19 protein-coding genes are annotated in these 20,750 nt (G+C 27.4%); 6 read left to right on the forward strand and 13 right to left on the reverse strand.

Going from position 1 to position 20,750, the window contains the following annotated elements:
• Positions 1-108: 108 nt before the first annotated feature.
• Both P5P90_RS14235 and P5P90_RS14240 read right to left on the reverse strand, forming a co-directional pair.
• Positions 109-525: a site-specific integrase gene (locus tag P5P90_RS14235; RefSeq protein ID WP_340696402.1), complete on the reverse strand. Its 417-nt coding sequence runs from the start codon at positions 523-525 to the stop codon at positions 109-111.
• Between the two features lie 188 nt (positions 526-713).
• Positions 714-1,316 (reverse strand): Arm DNA-binding domain-containing protein, encoded by a 603-nt coding sequence (locus P5P90_RS14240; protein ID WP_340696403.1) that lies wholly within the window; start codon positions 1,314-1,316, stop codon positions 714-716.
• A 452-nt stretch (positions 1,317-1,768) separates the two neighbouring features.
• Between P5P90_RS14240 and P5P90_RS12395 the strand changes: the two genes are divergently transcribed.
• The 4 genes from P5P90_RS12395 (at position 1,769) to P5P90_RS12410 (ending at position 10,302) form a co-directional block, all read left to right on the forward strand.
• Entirely contained in the window at positions 1,769-2,782 is a 1,014-nt protein-coding gene (locus P5P90_RS12395) for an AAA family ATPase (RefSeq protein ID WP_278034969.1), read from the forward strand.
• Between the two features lie 97 nt (positions 2,783-2,879).
• Positions 2,880-4,457, forward strand: a complete 1,578-nt coding sequence (locus P5P90_RS12400; RefSeq protein ID WP_278034970.1) for a site-specific DNA-methyltransferase — start codon at positions 2,880-2,882, stop codon at positions 4,455-4,457.
• Between the two features lie 9 nt (positions 4,458-4,466).
• Positions 4,467-6,953, forward strand: coding sequence for a DEAD/DEAH box helicase (locus P5P90_RS12405; RefSeq protein WP_278034971.1), 2,487 nt, complete (start codon positions 4,467-4,469; stop codon positions 6,951-6,953).
• 178 nt (positions 6,954-7,131) lie between these two features.
• A complete protein-coding gene (locus P5P90_RS12410; RefSeq protein ID WP_278034972.1) occupies positions 7,132-10,302 on the forward strand; it encodes an SIR2 family protein in 3,171 nt (1,056 codons plus the stop codon).
• 88 nt (positions 10,303-10,390) lie between these two features.
• Here the strand turns inward: P5P90_RS12410 and P5P90_RS12415 are convergent, their stop codons facing one another.
• The 9 genes from P5P90_RS12415 to P5P90_RS12455 form a co-directional block, all read right to left on the reverse strand.
• Positions 10,391-11,050 carry an NUMOD1 domain-containing DNA-binding protein gene (locus P5P90_RS12415; protein ID WP_278034973.1) on the reverse strand — a complete coding sequence of 220 codons (660 nt, stop codon included), beginning with the start codon at positions 11,048-11,050 and terminating at the stop codon, positions 10,391-10,393.
• Between the two features lie 16 nt (positions 11,051-11,066).
• Complete coding sequence (locus tag P5P90_RS12420; RefSeq protein WP_278034974.1) at positions 11,067-12,602, reverse strand: hypothetical protein; 1,536 nt, start codon at positions 12,600-12,602, stop codon at positions 11,067-11,069.
• Positions 12,603-13,095: 493 nt separating this feature from the next.
• Positions 13,096-13,344 (reverse strand): hypothetical protein, encoded by a 249-nt coding sequence (locus P5P90_RS12425; RefSeq protein WP_278034975.1) that lies wholly within the window; start codon positions 13,342-13,344, stop codon positions 13,096-13,098.
• Positions 13,345-13,400: 56 nt separating this feature from the next.
• Positions 13,401-14,594, reverse strand: a complete 1,194-nt coding sequence (locus P5P90_RS12430; protein WP_278034976.1) for a DUF3871 family protein — start codon at positions 14,592-14,594, stop codon at positions 13,401-13,403.
• A gap of 202 nt (positions 14,595-14,796) precedes the next feature.
• Positions 14,797-15,252, reverse strand: a complete 456-nt coding sequence (locus P5P90_RS12435; RefSeq protein WP_278034977.1) for an AAA family ATPase — start codon at positions 15,250-15,252, stop codon at positions 14,797-14,799.
• Between the two features lie 121 nt (positions 15,253-15,373).
• A complete protein-coding gene (locus P5P90_RS12440; RefSeq protein ID WP_278034978.1) occupies positions 15,374-15,718 on the reverse strand; it encodes a hypothetical protein in 345 nt (114 codons plus the stop codon).
• A 226-nt stretch (positions 15,719-15,944) separates the two neighbouring features.
• Positions 15,945-16,361 carry a hypothetical protein gene (locus P5P90_RS12445; RefSeq protein ID WP_278034979.1) on the reverse strand — a complete coding sequence of 139 codons (417 nt, stop codon included), beginning with the start codon at positions 16,359-16,361 and terminating at the stop codon, positions 15,945-15,947.
• Complete coding sequence (locus P5P90_RS12450) at positions 16,342-17,319, reverse strand: hypothetical protein (RefSeq protein ID WP_278034980.1); 978 nt, start codon at positions 17,317-17,319, stop codon at positions 16,342-16,344. The genes P5P90_RS12445 and P5P90_RS12450 overlap by 20 nt, the downstream gene beginning before the upstream one ends.
• A 226-nt stretch (positions 17,320-17,545) precedes the next feature.
• Complete coding sequence (locus tag P5P90_RS12455) at positions 17,546-18,202, reverse strand: DUF4919 domain-containing protein (RefSeq protein ID WP_278034981.1); 657 nt, start codon at positions 18,200-18,202, stop codon at positions 17,546-17,548.
• A 154-nt stretch (positions 18,203-18,356) separates the two neighbouring features.
• Here P5P90_RS12455 and P5P90_RS12460 point away from each other — a divergent pair, with 154 nt between their 5' ends.
• Both P5P90_RS12460 and P5P90_RS12465 read left to right on the forward strand, forming a co-directional pair.
• Positions 18,357-18,530 carry a helix-turn-helix domain-containing protein gene (locus tag P5P90_RS12460; RefSeq protein WP_278034982.1) on the forward strand — a complete coding sequence of 58 codons (174 nt, stop codon included), beginning with the start codon at positions 18,357-18,359 and terminating at the stop codon, positions 18,528-18,530.
• 210 nt (positions 18,531-18,740) lie between these two features.
• Positions 18,741-19,343, forward strand: coding sequence for a hypothetical protein (locus P5P90_RS12465; protein ID WP_278034983.1), 603 nt, complete (start codon positions 18,741-18,743; stop codon positions 19,341-19,343).
• A gap of 10 nt (positions 19,344-19,353) precedes the next feature.
• Here P5P90_RS12465 and P5P90_RS14365 read toward each other — a convergent pair whose 3' ends face one another.
• Entirely contained in the window at positions 19,354-20,100 is a 747-nt protein-coding gene (locus tag P5P90_RS14365; RefSeq protein WP_422851740.1) for a tyrosine-type recombinase/integrase, read from the reverse strand.
• On the reverse strand, positions 20,076-20,555 hold the full coding sequence (locus P5P90_RS14255; protein WP_340696405.1) for an Arm DNA-binding domain-containing protein: 480 nt from the start codon (positions 20,553-20,555) through the stop codon (positions 20,076-20,078). Before P5P90_RS14255 ends, P5P90_RS14365 begins: the two co-directional genes overlap by 25 nt.
• Between the last annotated feature and the right edge of the window lie 195 nt (positions 20,556-20,750).

The following is a 20,750-nucleotide window of genomic DNA, read 5'->3' on the forward strand; positions in this document are numbered from 1 at the left end:
AAATTACATAAGTCTTATTGCTTTTAATGTTAATGAGGATGAAATAATTATTTTATTAAATGATTCAGACTGGCTTTTTAAATGATTTATATAGGTTTAATGTTTTTTTTATTTATCTAATTTATTTGATAATTTACTCATTTCTTCACTTATTTTCTTTTGAACTATTTTACCATAGTGTACTTGTGTAATAGCCATATTAGAATGCCCTAATAGCTCAGATACAATTTCCATTGGTACTTCATTGTATAATAATACGGTTGAAGCAAATGTTTTTCTCGCAATGTGGTGTGTTAACCTTTTTTCTATTCCTGTTATTTCAGCTATTTCTTTGAGATAAGAATTGAATTTTTGGTTTGAAACTATTGGTAAAGGTTTTTTATCAAGTTGATACTTATTTAAAATTTCCTTTGCTGGCTGTAGGAGGGGAACGCTAACTATTCCTTTAGTTTTTTTTCTAGTCATTTTAATCCAGATATTGCCATCAAATTCAACTTTAAGATGTTCCCTTTTAAATTCTTCCATTTCTGCAAATGCTAGACCTGTAAAGCAACAAAATATAAAGCAATCTTTGACTTTTTGTAATCTTGGGTTGTTTGTAAAATGATAATCTTTTAGTAGTTTTAATTCTTCATTATTTAAAAAAATAACTGATTTCTCGAATCTTTTGGGAGTATAAAGTATAAATGGATCTCTAATTATGTATCCTTCACTTATTGCAAGTTTAATAATTTTACGTAGTCTTTGAATTGTTTTATTAATTGTAATTTGTTTTGTCGGACTTCTGAACTAAGATAGAAATCAAACTTTTCAAGGAAATTTAAGTTTAGGTTAGTAAGTAGGTAGTCTTTTTTTTTATATTCATGTTTTATGAAATTTTTTATATGATTTTTGGATTCTTTGAATTTGTAATATGTTGCAATTGAGTAGCTTTTTCCAATAAGCTTATACATTTTAGTATTATGTAATTCAAACACTTCAAGAACAGTTTTTTCAGTTTTAATATTTTCTCCCTTAAAGGATAGGTAAATATCTTCAACATTGAAATTGGAATTTTGAATTTTCAGCAATAAAAAAGCCTGATTAATTTTATTCTTAATCAGGCTAATTTCAGTATTTATATAGTCGCTTTCTTTGTTTGAAGTGGCAACTTCTTGTAGGTTGTTTATCCAATCATCAGGGAAAACAAAAAGACCTGTTGAGAATTCGTGTCTTGATTTTTGGTAGGTTATTCTACATTTTAGAGAACACTTACCGGCTTTATTTATCCTGTTTTTTACGATGACAAAAGTTATTGTGATTTTAGAAGTATTCATGGTTTTTAGATTTTAAAAAGTTGCACACCTTTTTTTAACATTTGCACACCTAAAAGTCTACCTTTTTTAAAAAGTTGCACACCTAAATGCACACCTTGAAAAAGGGATTGCTTATTTGTTTAGTTAAAAATTGAGTTTTGGAAGGAATTTTTTAGGATAGCTATTTTAAAAGAAGAGCTGTTATTTTGTAAATAAAAAAAGCTCCACAATTGTGAAACTTTTTCTTAGTAGCGGGAACAGGACTCGAACCTGTTGTATTGGATGTAGCAATAACGGCACTTTACAAGATTTCTGAATCTTTGTATGCCTAAAAGTATACCTTTTCATGTTGTTTGTACTTTAAAATTAATAAAAATATTTTAATATTGTCCTGTCCTAAATATATTATACTGTTAGGACATTGTGTTTTAACACATGACTTGTTTTAAGGTTGTACTATAAATGTTTATTTAATGAAAATTGAATCTACCCCAAATAATATCAATGATGTGATTTTAGAAAATACCCCTGCTTCTACTTCAGAAATTATTGAGGAATACAAAAGTACATTTGATGCACTTGAATTATATAACCTTGAAATAGAAACTTTACCAAAATTACTTGATCCTTTTTTTCAAAAAGTAGGACTAGCATCTTTAGTAGGTACTTCTGATAGTGGTAAATCAACTTTTCTTAGACAACTTAGTTTGAGTGTTGTTTTACAAAAAGAAACTTTTATTGGATGTAAATTGAATTGTAAAAGCAATAAGGTTATATATGTTAGTACTGAAGACGATTCAAATTCTGTAAGTGCTGCAATTAGAAAGCAAATTCAATATTTACAGATTGAAGATCCTAATTTAGATTTTTCTTTATTAAAAAATTTACAATTTATTTTTGATACAGAAAATCTTTTAGAGAGATTAAAGAAAATTTTAGAAAAAGAACCTTGTGACCTAATTGTTATAGATGCTTTTACGGATGTATTTGCTAAAGAGATAAATGCAAATACTCAAGTTCGCCAGTTTCTAAATGAATATGATAAACTTGCCAAAAAATATGGCTGTTTAATTTTATTTCTACATCATATTGGAAAAAATACCCAAAAGAATAGTCCAAGTAAAGACAGTATAATAGGCTCGCAAGCATTTGAAGCTAAAATGAGATCTGTAATTGAACTTAGACCTAATCATTTCAAAGATAATTACAAAGATTTATGGGTGTTGAAAGCTAATTTTTTAGATAGCTCTCATAAATCTAAAAGTTATGTTTTAGAGATGAACAAGAATTTAATTTTTAGAGAAACAGGAGAAAGAAATAGTAAAATTCAAAATTCCAAAAAAGACAATACAGTAATTATTGATAAAGTTTTAGAACTTAAAAACAAAGGTCTTTCAGTAAGACAAATTGAAGCAAAATTAAAAGATACTGAATTTAGGGTGAGTAAGTCTGTTATATCTGAAATTATCAATAAAAACAAGAAGTAACGAATTTTTTTAAATCATAAAATATTTTTCTTAATTGATAGAAATATTTTAAAAGCGTAAAAAAAAAGTACATTTAGCATTTTAAATTTTAACATATATGCCAACACTCAATTGGATAGGAAAAGACAAAGTAATTAACCATCATCAAGATGTACCTTATAAAATTTTAGAACAGCAATACACTTATAGCAATGGTTCTGAAACAGATGCTTTTGTTAGTAAAAACAAAATTATTCACGGAGATAACCTAGAGGCTTTAAAAAGCTTACTTCCACAATATGAGGGCAAAATAAAGTGTATTTATATTGACCCTCCTTATAATACAGGAAATGAAGGCTGGGTATATAATGATAATGTAAATGACCCTAAAATAAAAAAGTGGTTAGGGCAAGTGGTAGGTAAAGAAAGTGAAGATTTATCTAGGCATGATAAGTGGCTCTGTATGATGTACCCAAGATTAAAATTACTTCATAAATTATTGGCTGATGATGGTGTGATTTTTATATCTATTGATGATGTTGAAGTTTCAAACTTAATTCAAATTATAAATGAGATTTTTGGCATTAGGAGTTTTCTCTCAGATATAATTTGGAACTCTAGAAAGTCTGTTTCAAATGATGCTGTTATTTCATTAAATCACAATCATACATTAGTATATTGCAAAGATATACAAGTATTCTATAGTAATAAAAGTAAGTTTACGTTAAAGCTAGATTCAGATGGATTTTCTAATCCTGATAATGACATAAGAGGTATATGGAAAGCTGACCCATTTGATTCCCCTGGAATTAGACCCAATTTAACCTATGAAATTGAAAACCCAAACACAGGAGAAGTATTTTTGCCTCCAAAAGGAAGATGTTGGAGAACAGGAGAAAAAGAATATTTAGATTTTTTAAAAGATAATAGAATTGTATTTGGTAAAAATGGAAAGTCTAAGCCACAATTAAAAAGGTTCTATTCAGAAGCTGAGGAAAGAGGTAAAACACCTAAATCAATTTGGGATAATGTGGGTACTGCAACTAATGGAACACAAGAAATTCAAGATATTTTTGGTTCAAAAGTTTTTGATACTCCAAAGCCAACTACGTTCATTAAACAAATAATTGATTTGTCAACTGATAAAAACTCCATTATCCTAGATTCCTTTGCAGGTTCAGGCACAACAGCTCATGCAGTTTTAAACCTTAATAAACAAGATGGAGGTAACAGGAAATTCATTTTAATTGAAATGGAAGATTATGCCAACACTATTACTGCTGAAAGAGTAAAAAGAGTAATCAAAGGTTATGGCTCAGAAGCTAAACCTATAGAGGGAACAGGTGGTGATTTTAGTTTTTATGAATTAGGAGAACCTATATTCTTAGAGAATGACTTATTAAATGAGGCTATTGGTATAGAAAGAATTAATGAGTATGTGTGGTTTTCTGAAACAAAATCTAATTACATAAAGCAAAATGAACAGTACTTACTAGGAGTTAAAGAACAAACTGCCTATTATTTCTATTATGATAAAGATGCTATGACCACATTAGATGAAAGTTTTTTAAGAAAATTAAAAACTAAGGCAGAGCAATATATAATTTATGCAGATAATTGTTTGTTAGATGAAAAACTAATGAGTAAATATCACATTATTTTCAAAAAAATACCAAGAGATATAACTAGGTTTTAAATAGATACAATGGAGCTAAAGCCATACCAACAAGACGTAATAAAAGATTTAGAAAATTACCTTTCTTATCTACAACAACATACCAATCCAGCTAAAGCTTTTAATGAGTTTTGGACTGACAGAGTGGGTGCATATAATCCACTTACACAATCTGGAATGAAACCCTATAAAGACAACATTCCCGGAGCAGTACATATTGCTGTAAAAGTTCCAACTGCTGGTGGTAAAACTTTCATAGCTTGCAATGCCTTATACACTATAAATAAATTTTTCAATCAAGGAAATGCAAAAGCTGTAGTTTGGCTTGTGCCTTGGAGTAATTTGTTACAGCAAACTTATAACAATTTAAATAACCCTAGTCATCCATACAGAGAGAAAATCAATAGTCTTTTTGGTCATAAAGTAGAAGTATATCAAAAAGACCAACTTTTGCAAGGAGCTAATTTCAATCCAACTTCTGCAACTGAACAACTGAATATTTTTGTATTGAATTTTAGTAGTTTAAGAATTGATAAAGCTAAAAAAGAAGATAGGAAGATATTTCAAGAAAATGGTGCTTTAGAAGCTTTTAGAGAGACTATTATAAATAAAGATTTAGTACTTGAAGATACAGATGAAACTGCTTTAATCAATGTTATTAGGAGTTTAAATCCTATTGTGATTGTTGATGAAAGCCACAATGCAGAAAGTGATTTGAGTGTAGAAATGCTCAAAAATTTAAACCCCTCTATGGTTCTAGATTTAACAGCTACACCAAAGGAGAATAGTAATATTATTAGTTTTGTTAGTGCTTTAAAATTAAAGCAAGAGCATATGGTAAAATTACCTGTTGTGGTTTACAATCATCACAAAAAAGAAGAAGTTATCAATAGTGCATTACATCTTCAAAGACAACTAGAATTATTAGCCAAAGAAGAAGAAACTATCACAGGAAAATATATAAGACCTATCATTTTATTTCAAGCTCAGTCTAATATCAAAGGGAAAGATAATACAACCTTTCAAAAAATTAAGGAGCAATTAGTTAAGTTAAGAATACCTGAAGAACAAATCAAAATCAAAGTTAGTGGTATCGATGAGTTAAAAGGAATTAATTTAATGGATAGAAATTGCCCAGTTAGATACATAATAACTGTAAATGCACTTAAAGAGGGTTGGGATTGTCCTAATGCTTATATTTTAGCTTCTTTGGCAGATAAATCTTCTCCTGTAGAAGTAGAGCAAATTTTAGGTAGGGTATTAAGACAGCCTTATGTAACAAAACATAATAGTCCTTTATTGAACATGTCTTTTGTATTAACTGCATCTGCTAGATTCAATGATACTTTAAATAATATTGTAAAAGGATTACAAGATGCTGGATTTTCTAAAGAAGATTATTTTGCAGAGGAATTACCAGTACCAAAATTAACCAATGAAGAAATTTTACAACAAGATTTGTTTGAAAATCCTGTTGTTACAGAAGTAAAATCTGATGATGATTTTAATATAAATGCTATTGACTTTAACCCTGATGAAGAAGTTACTTTAGAAAGCTATACTAATAACATAACAGTTATAGGACACATTACTGAAAAAGCTGTAATAGAGAGTAAAGTTTTTGAAGAAAAAGTAAACAGCATAGAGATTGATGATAATACCACCTTTTTTACAGAAGTTATGAAGCAAACTCCAAAAAGATATGTAATAGATAAACAATTTGAATCTATTACAAAAACTATTGTATTACCTCAATTTTTCTTAAAAACTGAAACAGATGAATTAGCTCAAAATATTTTGTTTGAAGAGCTAACAGAAAGTGATTATTTACTAAACAAAAATAGTTTGTTAAAAGGTTTCAACTTACTAGAGTGTGATACTAAAATTAATTTTGATGAAATTTCTGCTGAGATTTATTCTGTAGATTTTGATAGTAGTAAAGGAACTGCAACTGCTAATAAAGTTTCACAAAGAGCAAAAAATATATTAGTAGATACTATTTTGTCTAAACCAAAAGAAAACCAAATTAAAGATGTAAGTAAGTTTATTGTAAGCAAATTAGGTGATATGACACCTATTTCAGAGCAAGATTTAAAGCGTTATGTAGGTAGGGTATTCGAAAGTTTATCTAATGATCAAATCAGAGACATTATCCATAATGAGTTTATTTACATTCAAAAAATTAAAAACAAAATCAACGACTTAAGTTCTGCATATTCAAAACAAAGATTTAAGATATTGCTTGATTCCAATGAGGTTTTTGTAAAAGAGAATTTTTTATTTAGTGAAAGTATCAACCCTATCAACTTAAGCACTGCAATTGGGAAATCATTATATGAACGTGAAGATACTATGAATGGATTTGAACAAGATATGATTATGACCATTGCAACAATGGATAATGTAATATTTTGGCATAGAAACTTAACACGTGGCAAAGGGTTTTTATCAATGGATATTATAGAGACCATTACCCTGACTTTATTATTTATACCAAAAAAGGAAACATTGTTTTAATTGAAACTAAAGGAGACTATTTGGATAATGATGATAGTAAAGATAAAAATAAGTTAGGCAAAATATGGGCTGAAAAATCAGGAGAGAAGTACAAGTATTTTATGGTTTTTCAAACCAAAAATGTAGAAGATTGCTATACAGCAAATACAATAATTGAAGTTTTAAAGAGGTTGTAGATATGAAAGGTTTATTAGAAGACAATTCAGAAACAATAGAGTTTTTAGAGCAAAATATTTTCCCTAAAATTCATAATGGAAATACAATCCTATTTCTAGGAGCGGGATTTTCCGTGACTGATAAGAAAAAATATTTAGGTTCTGAAATAATTTCATACTACCAAGAAAAATTACAAGTAAATCTTGACACTAATGATTTAGTTGAATTTCTTGATAGGGCTTCTACATTGGATAAGTTCAACAGATATGAATTTGACCAATATATTAAATCTATTTTAGTTAAGATAAAACCTGAAAGATTTCATAAAGTTATTGCTGGATTAGATTGGAGACAAATTATAACAACTAATCTTGATTTAATACTGGAAAATGCTTATGATGATATTAAAGGAACTACTGAGGAACATAAGGAAATTTTACCAGTCAGAAATATAAATGAATATAATTTGGGCGTTTCAAATGACCAAATTAAGTATGTAAAATTAAATGGATGTATAAGTAATATCAGTAAATATAATTTTGTTTTTTCATCAGATGATTTTACAAAAAGCAAAAAATTTTACAATACTGTTTTAAAAAACTTGAACAACCTTTCCACTAATGTAAATTTCTTATCCATAGGATATTCTTTTACAGATGGTCTAGCTAAACAATTGCTTGAGACTATGAGAAAAGATAATATTCAAAAAGAAAAAGTAATTTACAATGTTGACCCTTTTCCTAATGAGAGTTTAATACCATTTTTGGAGAGTAATAATGTGATAACAATAAAATTGACATCTTCAAAATTCATTGAATATTACGAGAAATGGGAAAGTGAAAAATTAGACAGAATAGCATCTAAATCAGCTACTAAATTTTACAATAAGGATAATATTAAAATTACTCTTGACCCTAAGCTTCAAATAAGATTGAATGGCAAAATTAAGCAGCTTAAATCTGCAATAGAAGATGAAACAATTAAACCAGAAGATTTTTACAAAGGGCATTCTCCCAATTATTCCATAATTCTCAAAGACTATGATGTAATTAAATCTAAAGTAAACAAAAAAATTACAGAACAAATTTTAGCATCAAATACTAATAATGGTCTAATTCCAATAAATTTTTTATCGGGTAATTATGGTATAGGCAAATCAACAATTTCTTACAGGGTTCTAAAAGAATTTACTAATGATTTAGATTACTTATGTATAGAAATTATTGACCCTAGTGATATAAGAACTCAAGATATTGAAGAAATAATTAAAAAGAGTAATGCTAAAAACATAGTTTTATTAATTGACACAATAGAGCGCAATTCAACTTTTAAAGATTTTATTAATTTTAGAATCAGATTAAGTGAAGAACAGCTACCATATAATATTTCTTTTTTAGCACCAATAAGGGAAAATATTTTGAAAAAATATTTGGTTGCTTACACATACAAAAACATCAATGTAATAGAGATTAATCATAAATTAGAAGATTCTGAAATCACTACTTTAATACAAAAATTAAAACTCTATAATCTGATAAGTGTAAGAGATAAAAATGAAGAGAAAAGATATTTTGAAAGAATAAAATTTGAATTTAATTCTGACCCATATGTAGCAATGTTATCTATTGTTGAGGGTAATAAGCTTGAGAAGATTATTGATAGTGTATTAAATTTGATTGATGTTGAAGCAAAAACTGCTTTTATTTTCACATCTCTTTTATATCAATACAAAATACCAATGCCAGGTAGCATTTTAAAGAAATTAGTTTCTAGAAGCTGGGATGATTTTAAGAAAAATGTTTTGGAAGTGGATTGTAAAGGCTTGCTAATTAATGAAATTGAAAAACCATTTGACACTAAAGAAGACTTATTTTTTAAAACAAAACACAGCATAATTTCTGAAAAATGCATTTCAATATCATATAAGAATAATGAAAAATTATTTAATGATTATTTGAAGATAATTAGACAATTTAATCCAAATGATGATCATTCAAGAATATGTGTTGATTTATTAAAATCACTAAAAGTTAATGATGTTTTTCAAAATGAAAAAATCAATAAACTTTATGATGAAGCAAGTTTAATTTTTGATACTATTCAAAATTTCAATATACATTATGCAATAAATTTAGAATCAAGAAAAGACAAGAAAAGTTTAGAAAAAGCAGCAACAAAATTGCAATATATTGATTCTTTTTATGAAAAAAGAAATTCTCATATTACACATAGAAGAGGTTCGATAGAATTTAATCTTGCTAGAATTTATCATAAAGAGAAAGAGTTTTATTTAAGAAATGAAAGTTTAGAAAGTGCTAGAGACTTTTTTGAAATAAAATTAAGTATTGATAGATTCAGTTCTTACAGTTATTATGATTACATAAAATTAGAATTGTGGACTCTTCAAAATGTACTTGTTGATGAAGATGAAATATTAAAACAACACACAATAATTCAAGATTTATTTATTAAGGCAATTCAATCTGTGTATGAAAATATTGATAGAATTTTAAAACTTAAAGAGAGTTACATAAAGGATATTAAAACTAATCATATAACTCAAGTTGAGATAATTAAGCATTTTGAAAGTTTATATGAAAATTCAGAGACTAGACCTTTTGCTTTAATATTTAAGCTTAATACAATTGAAAATGATTATTTCAATTTTGGCAAGAATTTGTTAAAAGGATATTCAGAATTTGATATAATAAATGAACTTGAAAATTATTTGCATATTGATTCTGTTAAAGAAACTATTTTTAATTTTCATTCTAAAAGATTATATGATTTAGATTCCAGAATGGTAATCAATAAGTACAAAAATGATACTGTTATTAAAAAAGATTTATTTAATTATCATTATACTTTTTTTAGAAAAGAATGTTATGATCACCAGTTTTCATATGCAGACAAACATTTAAAAGAAATTAGTAAAAATTTTAAATATCTAAATTTAACAATTAAAGAGTTCTGGATTGATGATGATGATTTTACACCTAAAAAATTTGAAGGTACCGTAATTCATTTTAAAGAACAACTAGTATTTAATGTCCGATTGTTTGGTTTATCAAGTAAATTTAGAATAAGCAAATCAGATTATTTAAAAGTTAAAAAGAATACAAAATATTTTGCAAATTTAACTTTTACTCCCAAAGGTATCTGTTCTGTTAATTTCGAAGAAGTAAAAGATTGACAAATAAACTTTTTTGAAATTTAATTCTAAATTAATAAATACAAAATAATCTAGATAAAAAAGACAGCCTTTTGAGCTGTCTTTTTTCTTATATATAATTCCAAATAAATCCTCCCGAAGTTTTGCGTTCACCACGGCAACATTTTGCTATACCTGTATTGGAAATGCCAGTTTCTTTCGAAGCATCAGTAACAGATTTAAATCGAGTAATTTCCTCACCATTTAAATTATACTGAATTACCTGTTTTTTTCTTTTGTCAGTTATAGTTAAAAAAGGTTCTTTATATTCATAGCTCCATAAATATCCTCTTAAAGTATGATTGTTATTCCAACAAGCTCTTGAAAGATATTGTTTTTTTACATTAATAATTTGGGCTGCTGATTTTAAATCTTTAAAAGTGTTAATCAATTTTCCATCTAAGTTATATTGATATATACTTTTCTTTATTCCACCACCTTTATCTGAATTATAACCATTCTCAAATGAGTTGTTTTCTGAAATATATTTGATTTCTTTTGAGGCTAATTCATCTGGAGTAGTTGCTGTATCAATTTGAACCCAATTAAAGGAATCACTTCCATATTTGTTAATTGCAATATGAAATTTGTTGTTACTTCCTGATTTTGATTTTTGAATATGATCATTTTTTCTACTTTCAATAGATTGAGTAGTTGCTCCGATATAGATTTCTCCTGTTTTAACATTTTCTGCTTTGTAAATAATATACTTATTAATCGTGTTCTCCATTTAATCATTTTCATTATTAATAATTTATTTGTGCTGTGGTATAAACATTGCATTGTAATACAACTTTATCCATAATTGATTTAACCTTTTCAGCATCACTTTTTTTACAGAATAGAGCATCATATACATAACCAACATTGATTCCTTCTGCATTTAACAACCTAATACATTCAGTCATAATTTCTACTTCCTTTGCAAAAAACTTCATTGATGTAATTTTATGTTTTTTATTACTACTCCATTTGTCTTGTACTATTGCATTGAGCATTTGAGGTTCTGAAGATTCATAATATTTATAAAGAATACTTGATCTCATGTCTCTTTGTGTTTTATTAAAAAATGAAAGATGTTCTATTTTTACATCTTCCTTTTTATAATTTGTTTCATTGGCAACTATTTCATGTGTTATATATTTCTTAGAACCTCCATAAATTGTCATTGCAATATTTGGATGTAGAGCTTTATAATCTACTTCAACTATTGGTTCATCATCAATTTTAAGTTGATTTCTTATCCAACTAGGCATCAATGTAAAACTATCTACAACTCTTCCACCAGATTTTTCATCGCCAATAATTGGTATTAAAAAGCTTCTTTTAGTTAAGAATTCAAATAATTTTATGTTTTCTTCTACAAAACTTCTTGATGAAGCATCTTTAAAGTAGGATTTATTATGTTTATTTAAAAAAGTTAGAATTTTACCTTTTTTAGTTTTGTGTTTGGCTTTTACAAGTTTTTTTGCTTCTATTTTTAAATCGTCCAATGTAGGAAGCTCTATTTTTGAATATAGTCCAATAAGGTTATTTGCTATAATATTGGTCTGTGCTTTATTTAATTGGCTGTAAAAAAACTCATTTCTTTTTTGAAGAATATCTTTATCTTTAATGCTATATTCTACAAGACCTGAATTATAATAGGTATTTGTTAAACTGTATGATTTACATACAATTCCTTCTTGATAGGTTTCATTTCCCAATCCATTAGTTTTTATTTGAATCAATGCATCTGTTGTATTTGTGCAGTATTTAAGAGCTTTTATGATTTTAGAGTAAATTATTGTATTGTCTTTTCCTTTTTTAGTTTGTAAGTCCATAATTCTAGATGATAGTTCTTTCCATTTATTCTCAGAATATATTGTTGAGGATAAATTTGAAAGTAGAATTAGACATTTTTCAATAGCTATATCCGTATTATTGTCGATAGCTCTTAAATATTCTATAGGAATACATTTTTCAAGATGTCTTTTAGATTTTTTTGGAATGTATATTTTATCTATATTTTGAAAAAATAGCGGAAAAGTGGAATTTAAATCACTAATATCTTCAGTGCAATATAACTCTGAATGCTTTGTATTTAAAGGGTTTTCTTTAATATTACTTGCATTATTACTATCAGTAACATATATGAAGTTTATATTGTTATTAATATTAGTATTAGACTTAATTCTAGTAGTTAATAGTTTGGATTTAATTTTCCCGGTTAGATTTGGTTTTTTCGTAATACAAGAAGTAATCTGCCCAATATTTTGAGCGTTGTTAGTTTGAATTGTCATTTAGAATTATTTAATTAATGTAATAATATGAAATGCAATTACTTAAGAATTGGTAGTTAGTGTTTATCAGTTTTTTACAGGAATGATTTTTTTTGAATTGGTAGTGAAGTCTTAAAGAATTTTATTTCTTAAATAAATTGCAAAATTGAAATTGTTCAACTGAAGAAAACTTGATTTTTAGGTAAATTAGTCACTACAGTTTTTTGATTTGGAATAATCACTTTACTAGAAGTGCGAGTAAAGTTTCAATAAATATAAATATACAACATTTTTTCTAAAAAAGCAAGTTTTTTCTTAATTTTTTTCTAATATTTTCTAATGGGACTTCATAATTTTTTTAGATTATAAAAGCGAGATTTTACAAATATTTAGTTTTTCTATTTATAAAAACTCGCTTTATGGTCTAGACAATACGTTTTCAATTGTTTTTTGATGTAGGAGAAACAGTTTCAAAAGATTGGTTAACAAAAAAGCATAACTCCTTTTAGCTATTTTAAATAAGGATATCAAAATGGAAGTAATAATAAGCGTTCATTTCGATAATAAATACCGTTTTAATATCATTGGTAACCCTAATTTCACTAACTAAAACAATTTGCCCTTTTTTAAGCCAGCCTATATCGTTAAGGACAATTACTCTAAAAGGGCATTTTAATTGGATTAATAGGTTATTCCATGTGATAACATAGATTTCTTTTGGTGAACTGTATTTGAGTAATTCAGCCAAATCATGGTCTTTCATGTATTATTAATTTAAAATAATTATACAGTTCCAAAACGATTTTTTAGCTATATATACTAATTTAAGAACCAATTTGTAGATTGATTTTCTATGCTTTTTGCGAGGTGATTGATAAACTCGTACGCATTGACATTCCTTTCTAGATTAGAATCTATATAAGTGCTTTTGTTGGCTTCAGTAAGCAAATTGTACAGTTTCCAAAAGTTAATAGTTTTATCTTCCGATTTACTGAAATATGGATCTGTATTGTAGTCTTTTAGAACAATATTTAATTGGCTATCATTTAAAGCTAATGGAAATAAATGCTGTTTCTCTTCTTTGCTTAAATGGGAGTACAACTTCATTTTTCCAATAAGGTGACAAAATTGGGTTTCATTTAAGCTGAAATCATTCATTTTTTCTAATAGAATTAAATGCTCTTTCTTTTTGTAGCTGTTGATCAGTTCATATATTTTGGATTTTAGTTCCAAAACTGATCCTACTTTTATATCTTCTTTAAGACCATCAGTAGAAATACATAAGTTGGTACAAACAGTATTTTGAAAGCCTATAAAAACCTTGAATTTTTCTAGGGATTTTTTGCTGAAAAGATTTTCCTGATTATAACTACGAACACCTCCAATTGTCAAATTAAGTTTATTCCCATTGATAACCTCACTTATTTCCGGTATTTCAATTACAAATGCCATTCGCTCATAATAAATGGTTTTTTCATGTTCCAATAGTTCTTTTGCAGGTTTCCCAATTGCATTGGGTGTTCTTCCTTTAATAACATGGGAAACTCTGATATCAGGTTTTAAAACACCATTATAGTTTAATATGTCTTCAACTACTTCTTTAGTGCTATTGATAAATTCATAATGGCTTATTGTGCATTCGTTATCCTTGCAAAATACAGGAACAATACAGTCTTTTTGTAAATGTTTTATGTCTACACTTAGGGTATTAGCTTCAATAAAGTTTCTTCTTGGGAATACAATTATTTCCTCTTCGTTGATGACTTGTTGGATTGGATTATTTATGGCTAAATTCATTTTTTGGAGATTTGGTTGTTGGATTATTTGTTCGTTTGAAATAATTTGATTGTTCAATTTATCAAGTGATTCTTTTCTTTCAACTATTAAAGGATATAACTCTTTACTAAAATTGGAATATTGAGCATATAATATTTTCAAACCTTCTTCTGTTGTACAGGAATTAATTTGGTTTTTAATATCCTCAATAGATATACCTTGTTTGCACCATTCCATTAAACGTTTACCTGTAGCAGAATTGATAATAAATTCTGGTTTACCTGAAAATAATTCAGTTCTGTCCTTAGAAGCTTGTACTAGATGATTGTCATTTAAAAACTCAAAATTGACTGTTAATTCGTATTCAAAACCTTCCCGAGTAACCTCTTTAAGTCCAAGTTTACTTACCTTAGTTTTGCCATCTGAATCCTTATCAATACTATAATCTACTTTTTCTTCTGCTTGTTGTGATAATATGACATTTGGAAAGAATTATTGCATCAATAAAAGCGTTATGTCTTGGTGTTACTTTTGCCCAATCTTGGAATCGCCCCCCTAATTGTTCATGGATCTCTAGGCATCCGCCTTTAGATTGCCATTCATGGCTAATACTATCAATGATTATTACTTCCATATCAGCTTCTTCACATACCTGAATAGCTTTAATGTAACGTTCAGGACTAAATGGTTCTTCTAATGTTAAAACATTAAAATCTCCTAAATGGGAATACAGACTGGCACTGTTGTTTTCAGTATCGATTATGGCAATTTTTTTCCAATCATTAGTCATTCCGTAAGCTAATAATAATGCAGAATAGGTTTTGCCAAATCCTGACGGTCCTGATAGTCCAATGCGTAACTTGACTTGGTGTCTTGTTGCTTTTTGTAGCTTCATAATTTATGTTTTTAAGGTTTGTAATTTTTATGGATTATATGGGATAATTTAAGTTCGTGTAATAAAAAAAGGGATTCCCATATGTGGAACCCCTTATTAAATATTTAAAATAACACAGTAACTAAGCAACCATTTCTTTTGGAACTAAGTTGTTGTTTAGAATTTCTTCTTCAGCAGTTACGTACTCATATCGATGAGAAAGTGTAATTACCTCACCTGTTTCCTTAACGGTATATTCATAATCATCGCATTCTACTTTCTTTACAGCACCTTCAAGTGTTGTTCCAACTAAACTTTTACATGTTATTTCATTAAATGTTGTTGGTACTGTTGCTGTTTTTGAAGTAAAATACATTTTACCTGTTTGTGTGCTTCTTACTGCTTCCACACCTCCTTGGACAACTAATCCAAAGAAATTTTCTCCATTTTCTTTTGAGAATGTCTTGTAATCTACAATTGTAACCATAGTTTTTAAATTTAAAAGATTATACATTTAAAATAATTCCCTTTACCAATCAAGGGGGGATTACCCAATGTTTATAAGTGTGGGGTGGGGCTGATTGTTTATGTCACGCATTCAGAAATTTTAAAAATATTTTAAATTTAGAAAAATAAAAAAGGCTCAACTTTAATTGAAAAGCTGAACCTTAATGGTTATTATACCTATAAAATTAAAAATATGTTTTTACAGATTATAGTCTTTCTGTTTCATCTGTTGTATTGTCCAATTCTTTAATCAGGTCAATTGATTTTTTTTGTTCTGGAGTTAGTGATTCATACCACTGATTGTCGATTATGGGTTCAGGGAGAATTTCAGGCTCATCTATAGGTTCTGTTTTATTACCAACACTGGAAACAAGCAAAGTAGCTATCTCTTTCATTCTTGAATCAAGATTAGAAATAGTTTGCTCTGCATGTTCTATTCCTAATTGAGGAGCCATATCGTGAGCTAATGCTAAAGTAACCCATAATTCACAAACGGAATGTTCATTTTGTTTACATTCACAGCCTTCAGTTTCATCGATTTCGAAATTAATATCTTCTAAACTTAAATTTTCAGCTAAAACCCGAACAATTTCATTATAATGTTTACAGTTTTTGTAGTTCATGAGGTTTAATTTTTTCAGCTAATTCGACAATTGCATTGAGAGTTAAGTCGCTAAATAGATTGGAATACGTTTTCATTTGCTCTTTCGAATATTCTAAAAAATAAATTTCATCAGCATACTTAAACACAATTGTTTTATTAATAAAATGCCTGCCATCTTCATAAAGATATGAGTAATTTAAAAAATAAATGTTTTTGTTATTTTTAATTTGTTCAAACGACTCTATTACAAAATCAGTAGGTTTAAAATATTTTGTACTATTAATAAAGCTATTGGCTAATTCTTTTTTAATTTCATTTATACAACTTCTATCATTTTCTGCACAGAATATTTTAAAAACTGGAGGATAAACCATATCGATAAATGCTGGGTTATTATTTTCTAAATATGTCATGTAAGTATTTAGTCTTTCTTTTACTTTTGGGAAATTTACGTCAATTGATGAGAATTGTTTCCTTTTTAAAATAGAATTAATTTCATTTATTAAAACAGGGCTGTATTTTTTATTTAAAATAGAATCTGTTTTTGGTAATGAACTTTTGTTATAAGGGAAAAAAGTGTCTTTTTCAGAATTTGATATTTTGATAACTACATTATCATTGTAATAAGCGTTTTCTTGTTTAGTATCATATATTGTCCTTCTATATTTTATTATAGTAATATTAGGAATGCTTGACTTTTTTTCTGTTAATATTTTGCTTTTTACAATAATGCTTCCCTCTTTAATGGCGTTATAATTAGAAATCCTTTCTTGTTTTATTTTTTCGATTATAATTTTTTCATTAATAGTTTTATAATCTTCTTTTAATAAGATTTTATACTCATCGGATAGAGCATTAAAATATGAAATATAATTTGCAGTTTCATCACAATCAATTATGTCGGATATTGAAGTTTTACCTGTTTTGTTGCATGAAATAATGATACCTAAGAAGAATATCTGGATGATTTTTTTCATAATTTGTAACTTTTGATTTATTATTTTACCATACAAAGAATATCCATAGTAGTCCTTTTATCTCGCCAATCAGAGGTCCAATTATTAAAGAAGACAGAAAACTATTATCATTTGCCCATTGCCACCAAAAGTAAATTGCTGCAAATTGACTAACAATTAAATATAGATACCCCATTAAGAGCCCAATATTTAGTTCATTTTTACTATTCATAATTTGTTATTTTTTTTAATAATACATTCTGTAAGTAGTCCTAGAGACATCAAAGTAGATTCCTTTTACGTTTTTATCATTTGGTTTAACTTCAATGAATTCATAATTTTCATCAATAACTACAGGGTTTTTAATGGGTTGAAAACCTAATATTGATATGATTTCAAGCTCCGATGACACAGTGTTTACCACTAATGCAGTTTCTTTAGAGAGCCCGTCTCCAGAACTTAAGATTGCATCAAAGATTAATGAGATTTGATGTATACCTTTTATAAACTCCTCTTTATTATTTTGCATTTTATAAATTGCAAGTTTACCATCAATTATTCCTGTTTCAAATGGATTTCTTTCAAGGACTTTTTTTCTGAAATCCAAGGCTTTTAATAGAGCTTCATTGGTATTTAGTTGCTCATATTTTGAAATACTATCCAGTAATCCATTAAACTTAAAATTTTTGAAATTTTCTTGAAAAGTGTATCCATAGTACAAATGCCTTTTTTGATTCAACGTAAGCGTTGTATCACCTTTTTGGAATCTTTCTAACAAATCAGGATAATAAAATTCAGATTTACTGTTTTTGATGTTTTTTCCAATTAAATCGTAAGCGATACGATTTTGAGAATAACCTATAAAGGAGAGTATTAATACAAATTGTGTAATTGATTTTTTCATTTTTAGAGATTTAATTTTAACGGTTATTCATTTTCAAATATAGGCAAATATGCCTATTGTATAAAAGTATTATTCAACGAATTTTATTTCGTGGATAATCTGAATAAAAAAAGCATATTAATCAACTTTGGAGAAAATCTTCTGAAAACTACGTTTGTCAAAAGGTTACACACAAGAACAATTGGCAAATGAGTTAGGTATAGAGATCTCTCAAATAAGCAGAATAGAAAGAGGTGTTATCAATACTTCGATAACTACTCTTTATGCTATTTCAATGACTTTAAAAATTGATATTTCAGAGTTTTTTATTTTAAATGCTGAATCTTAAATTTCCACTTTAAATATTAATAAGTATTTCTTTTATTATTTTTTCAATGTATTAAACACAAAGAAAACGGTATTGCTCTATTATGACAATACCCACTTTTAGTGATATTTTTTTATTCTTCCATTCGTATTTTATGTGTTATTTTTTTACTTTTATTAATTATTGACAATAGTATTTAATTTAAATGCAGTCTATCTGCAATTTTAAAATATGCCTACAAATTTAAATGCGTTATTACGTTACAAGATTATAGACGAATGTTTGTCTAATCCACAATTGAGTTGTACAATTGAAGTACTAATTGAAAAATGTTCTGAAAAATTATCTGAATTTCAGGGTGTAAATAGTGTTTCTGAAAGAACAATCCGTAATGATATAAGAATTTTAAGAAGTGATGCTTTAGGTTTTAACTCCCCAATTGTAATTAATCAGGGAGTTTATTCTTATAGTGATCCATCATATTCAATTTTTGGAAGACCTATTCATGAATTAGACTTATTAAAGGATATTCAAAGCTTACTTGTATCTGAATTCGAAACAATCAGTAATAAAAATTTACCTTTTTTATTGGTTCAACTTGCTGAAATTACTAAACAAAAAATCCCTAAAAAATGTGCGCCTGAAGGATATGGTATATTAGAATCGAAGAAAGAGGGAGCTAAAGTTGTGATAAATCATTACAAAAATAAGATGGAGTCTTTTGTATGGTCTTTGTGGAAAGTAAACAAACCCTACGGATGGTTTAAAAAACTATACAAAAAACCTAAAGAAAATATTTATTTTAAATGGGAGTATATATTTGAAGCATTATAAATTTTAAATATTACAGTAGTTTTTTAGTGAGTTTACTCATTTCTTCACTTATTTTCTTTTGAACTATTTTACCGTAGTGTTCTTGTGTAATAGCCATATTAGAATGACCTAATAGTTCAGATACAATTTCCATCGGTACATCGTTATACAATAATACTGTTGAGGCAAATGTTTTTCTGGCAACGTGATGGGTAAGTCTTTTTTCGATTCCAATGATTTCTGCAATCTCTTTGATATAGGAATTAAATTTTTGATTGCTAATTTTAGGTAGTAAACATTTATTGTTTTGGTACTTTTCCAAAATTGAAATTGCTTTTGGAAGTAACGGTACGGACAGCTGTTTTTTTGTTTTCAGTCTATAAATATCAATCCAAGGTTTGTTGTCAAATTTTGTAACAATGTTTTTCTTGGTTAAAGAAGCCATTTCCTGAAATGGTAAACCGGTATAACAACAGAATAAAAACAAATCTCTTACTTGGGTTAATCTGATTTGTGAGAAAGATTGATTTTCTAATTTAATTAGTTCTTCTGTTGTTAAATAGGTTATAGTGTTGATTACTTTTTTGGGTTTATAAAGTAAAAATGGATCTGTAATAATATAGCCTTCTGCAATAGCTAATTTTATAATTTTTCTAATTCTTTGAATGCTTTTGTTTATTGTGATTTGTTTAAACTTTTTTTGTGTTTTAAGGTAATAATCAAAATCATCTAAAAATTTCAGATTTATATTTTCTAGTAAAATATTTTTTTCTTGTATTGGTAGAAAAGGAAGTCCTCAGTATGTTGTTTGGCTTCAATAAATTTAGAATAAGTGGATTTGGTGTATTCAATGCCAACAAGAGAATTCATTTTAGTATTGTGTAATGTAAATACTTCAATTAAGGTTTTAGATTGTTTTGTGTCTGTTCCTTTGTATTTTAAGTATATATCCTCAACATCAAATCGCTCTTTTTGAACTTGTAAAAATAAAAAAGCCTGATTAATTTCTTGTTTAATCAGGCTTAGTTGGGTGTTAATTTGGTTGTTATGTTCGTTGTTGGGTTTAGTCAATTGGTAGCTACTGTCCCAATTATCGGGATCAATGTATATTCCAGTTGCAAATGGTTTTCTTTTTCCTAAATATGTAATTCTGCAAATTAATGGAACAAATCCTTTTTTGTTTTTTCTGGTAACGGAAATAAGGAATAATATTTTAATTGATTGTGTTGTCATAGGTGAATATTTAATGGTGAGTGATAGTTTTAAAAAATGCAACCCTCGGAATTTTCTTATGCAACCCGAATGTTAGCCTTTTTGCAACCCAAATAAAAAATGGATTGCAACCTAAAAGTTAGCCTTGTTTTGGGAATTTTGAAGTATTCGAAAAATAGGAGAGTAGTGGAAGTACTTGATTTTACTCCATAAAAA

Source organism: Flavobacterium nitratireducens (assembly GCF_029625335.1).
GTDB classification, from domain to species: domain Bacteria; phylum Bacteroidota; class Bacteroidia; order Flavobacteriales; family Flavobacteriaceae; genus Flavobacterium; species Flavobacterium nitratireducens.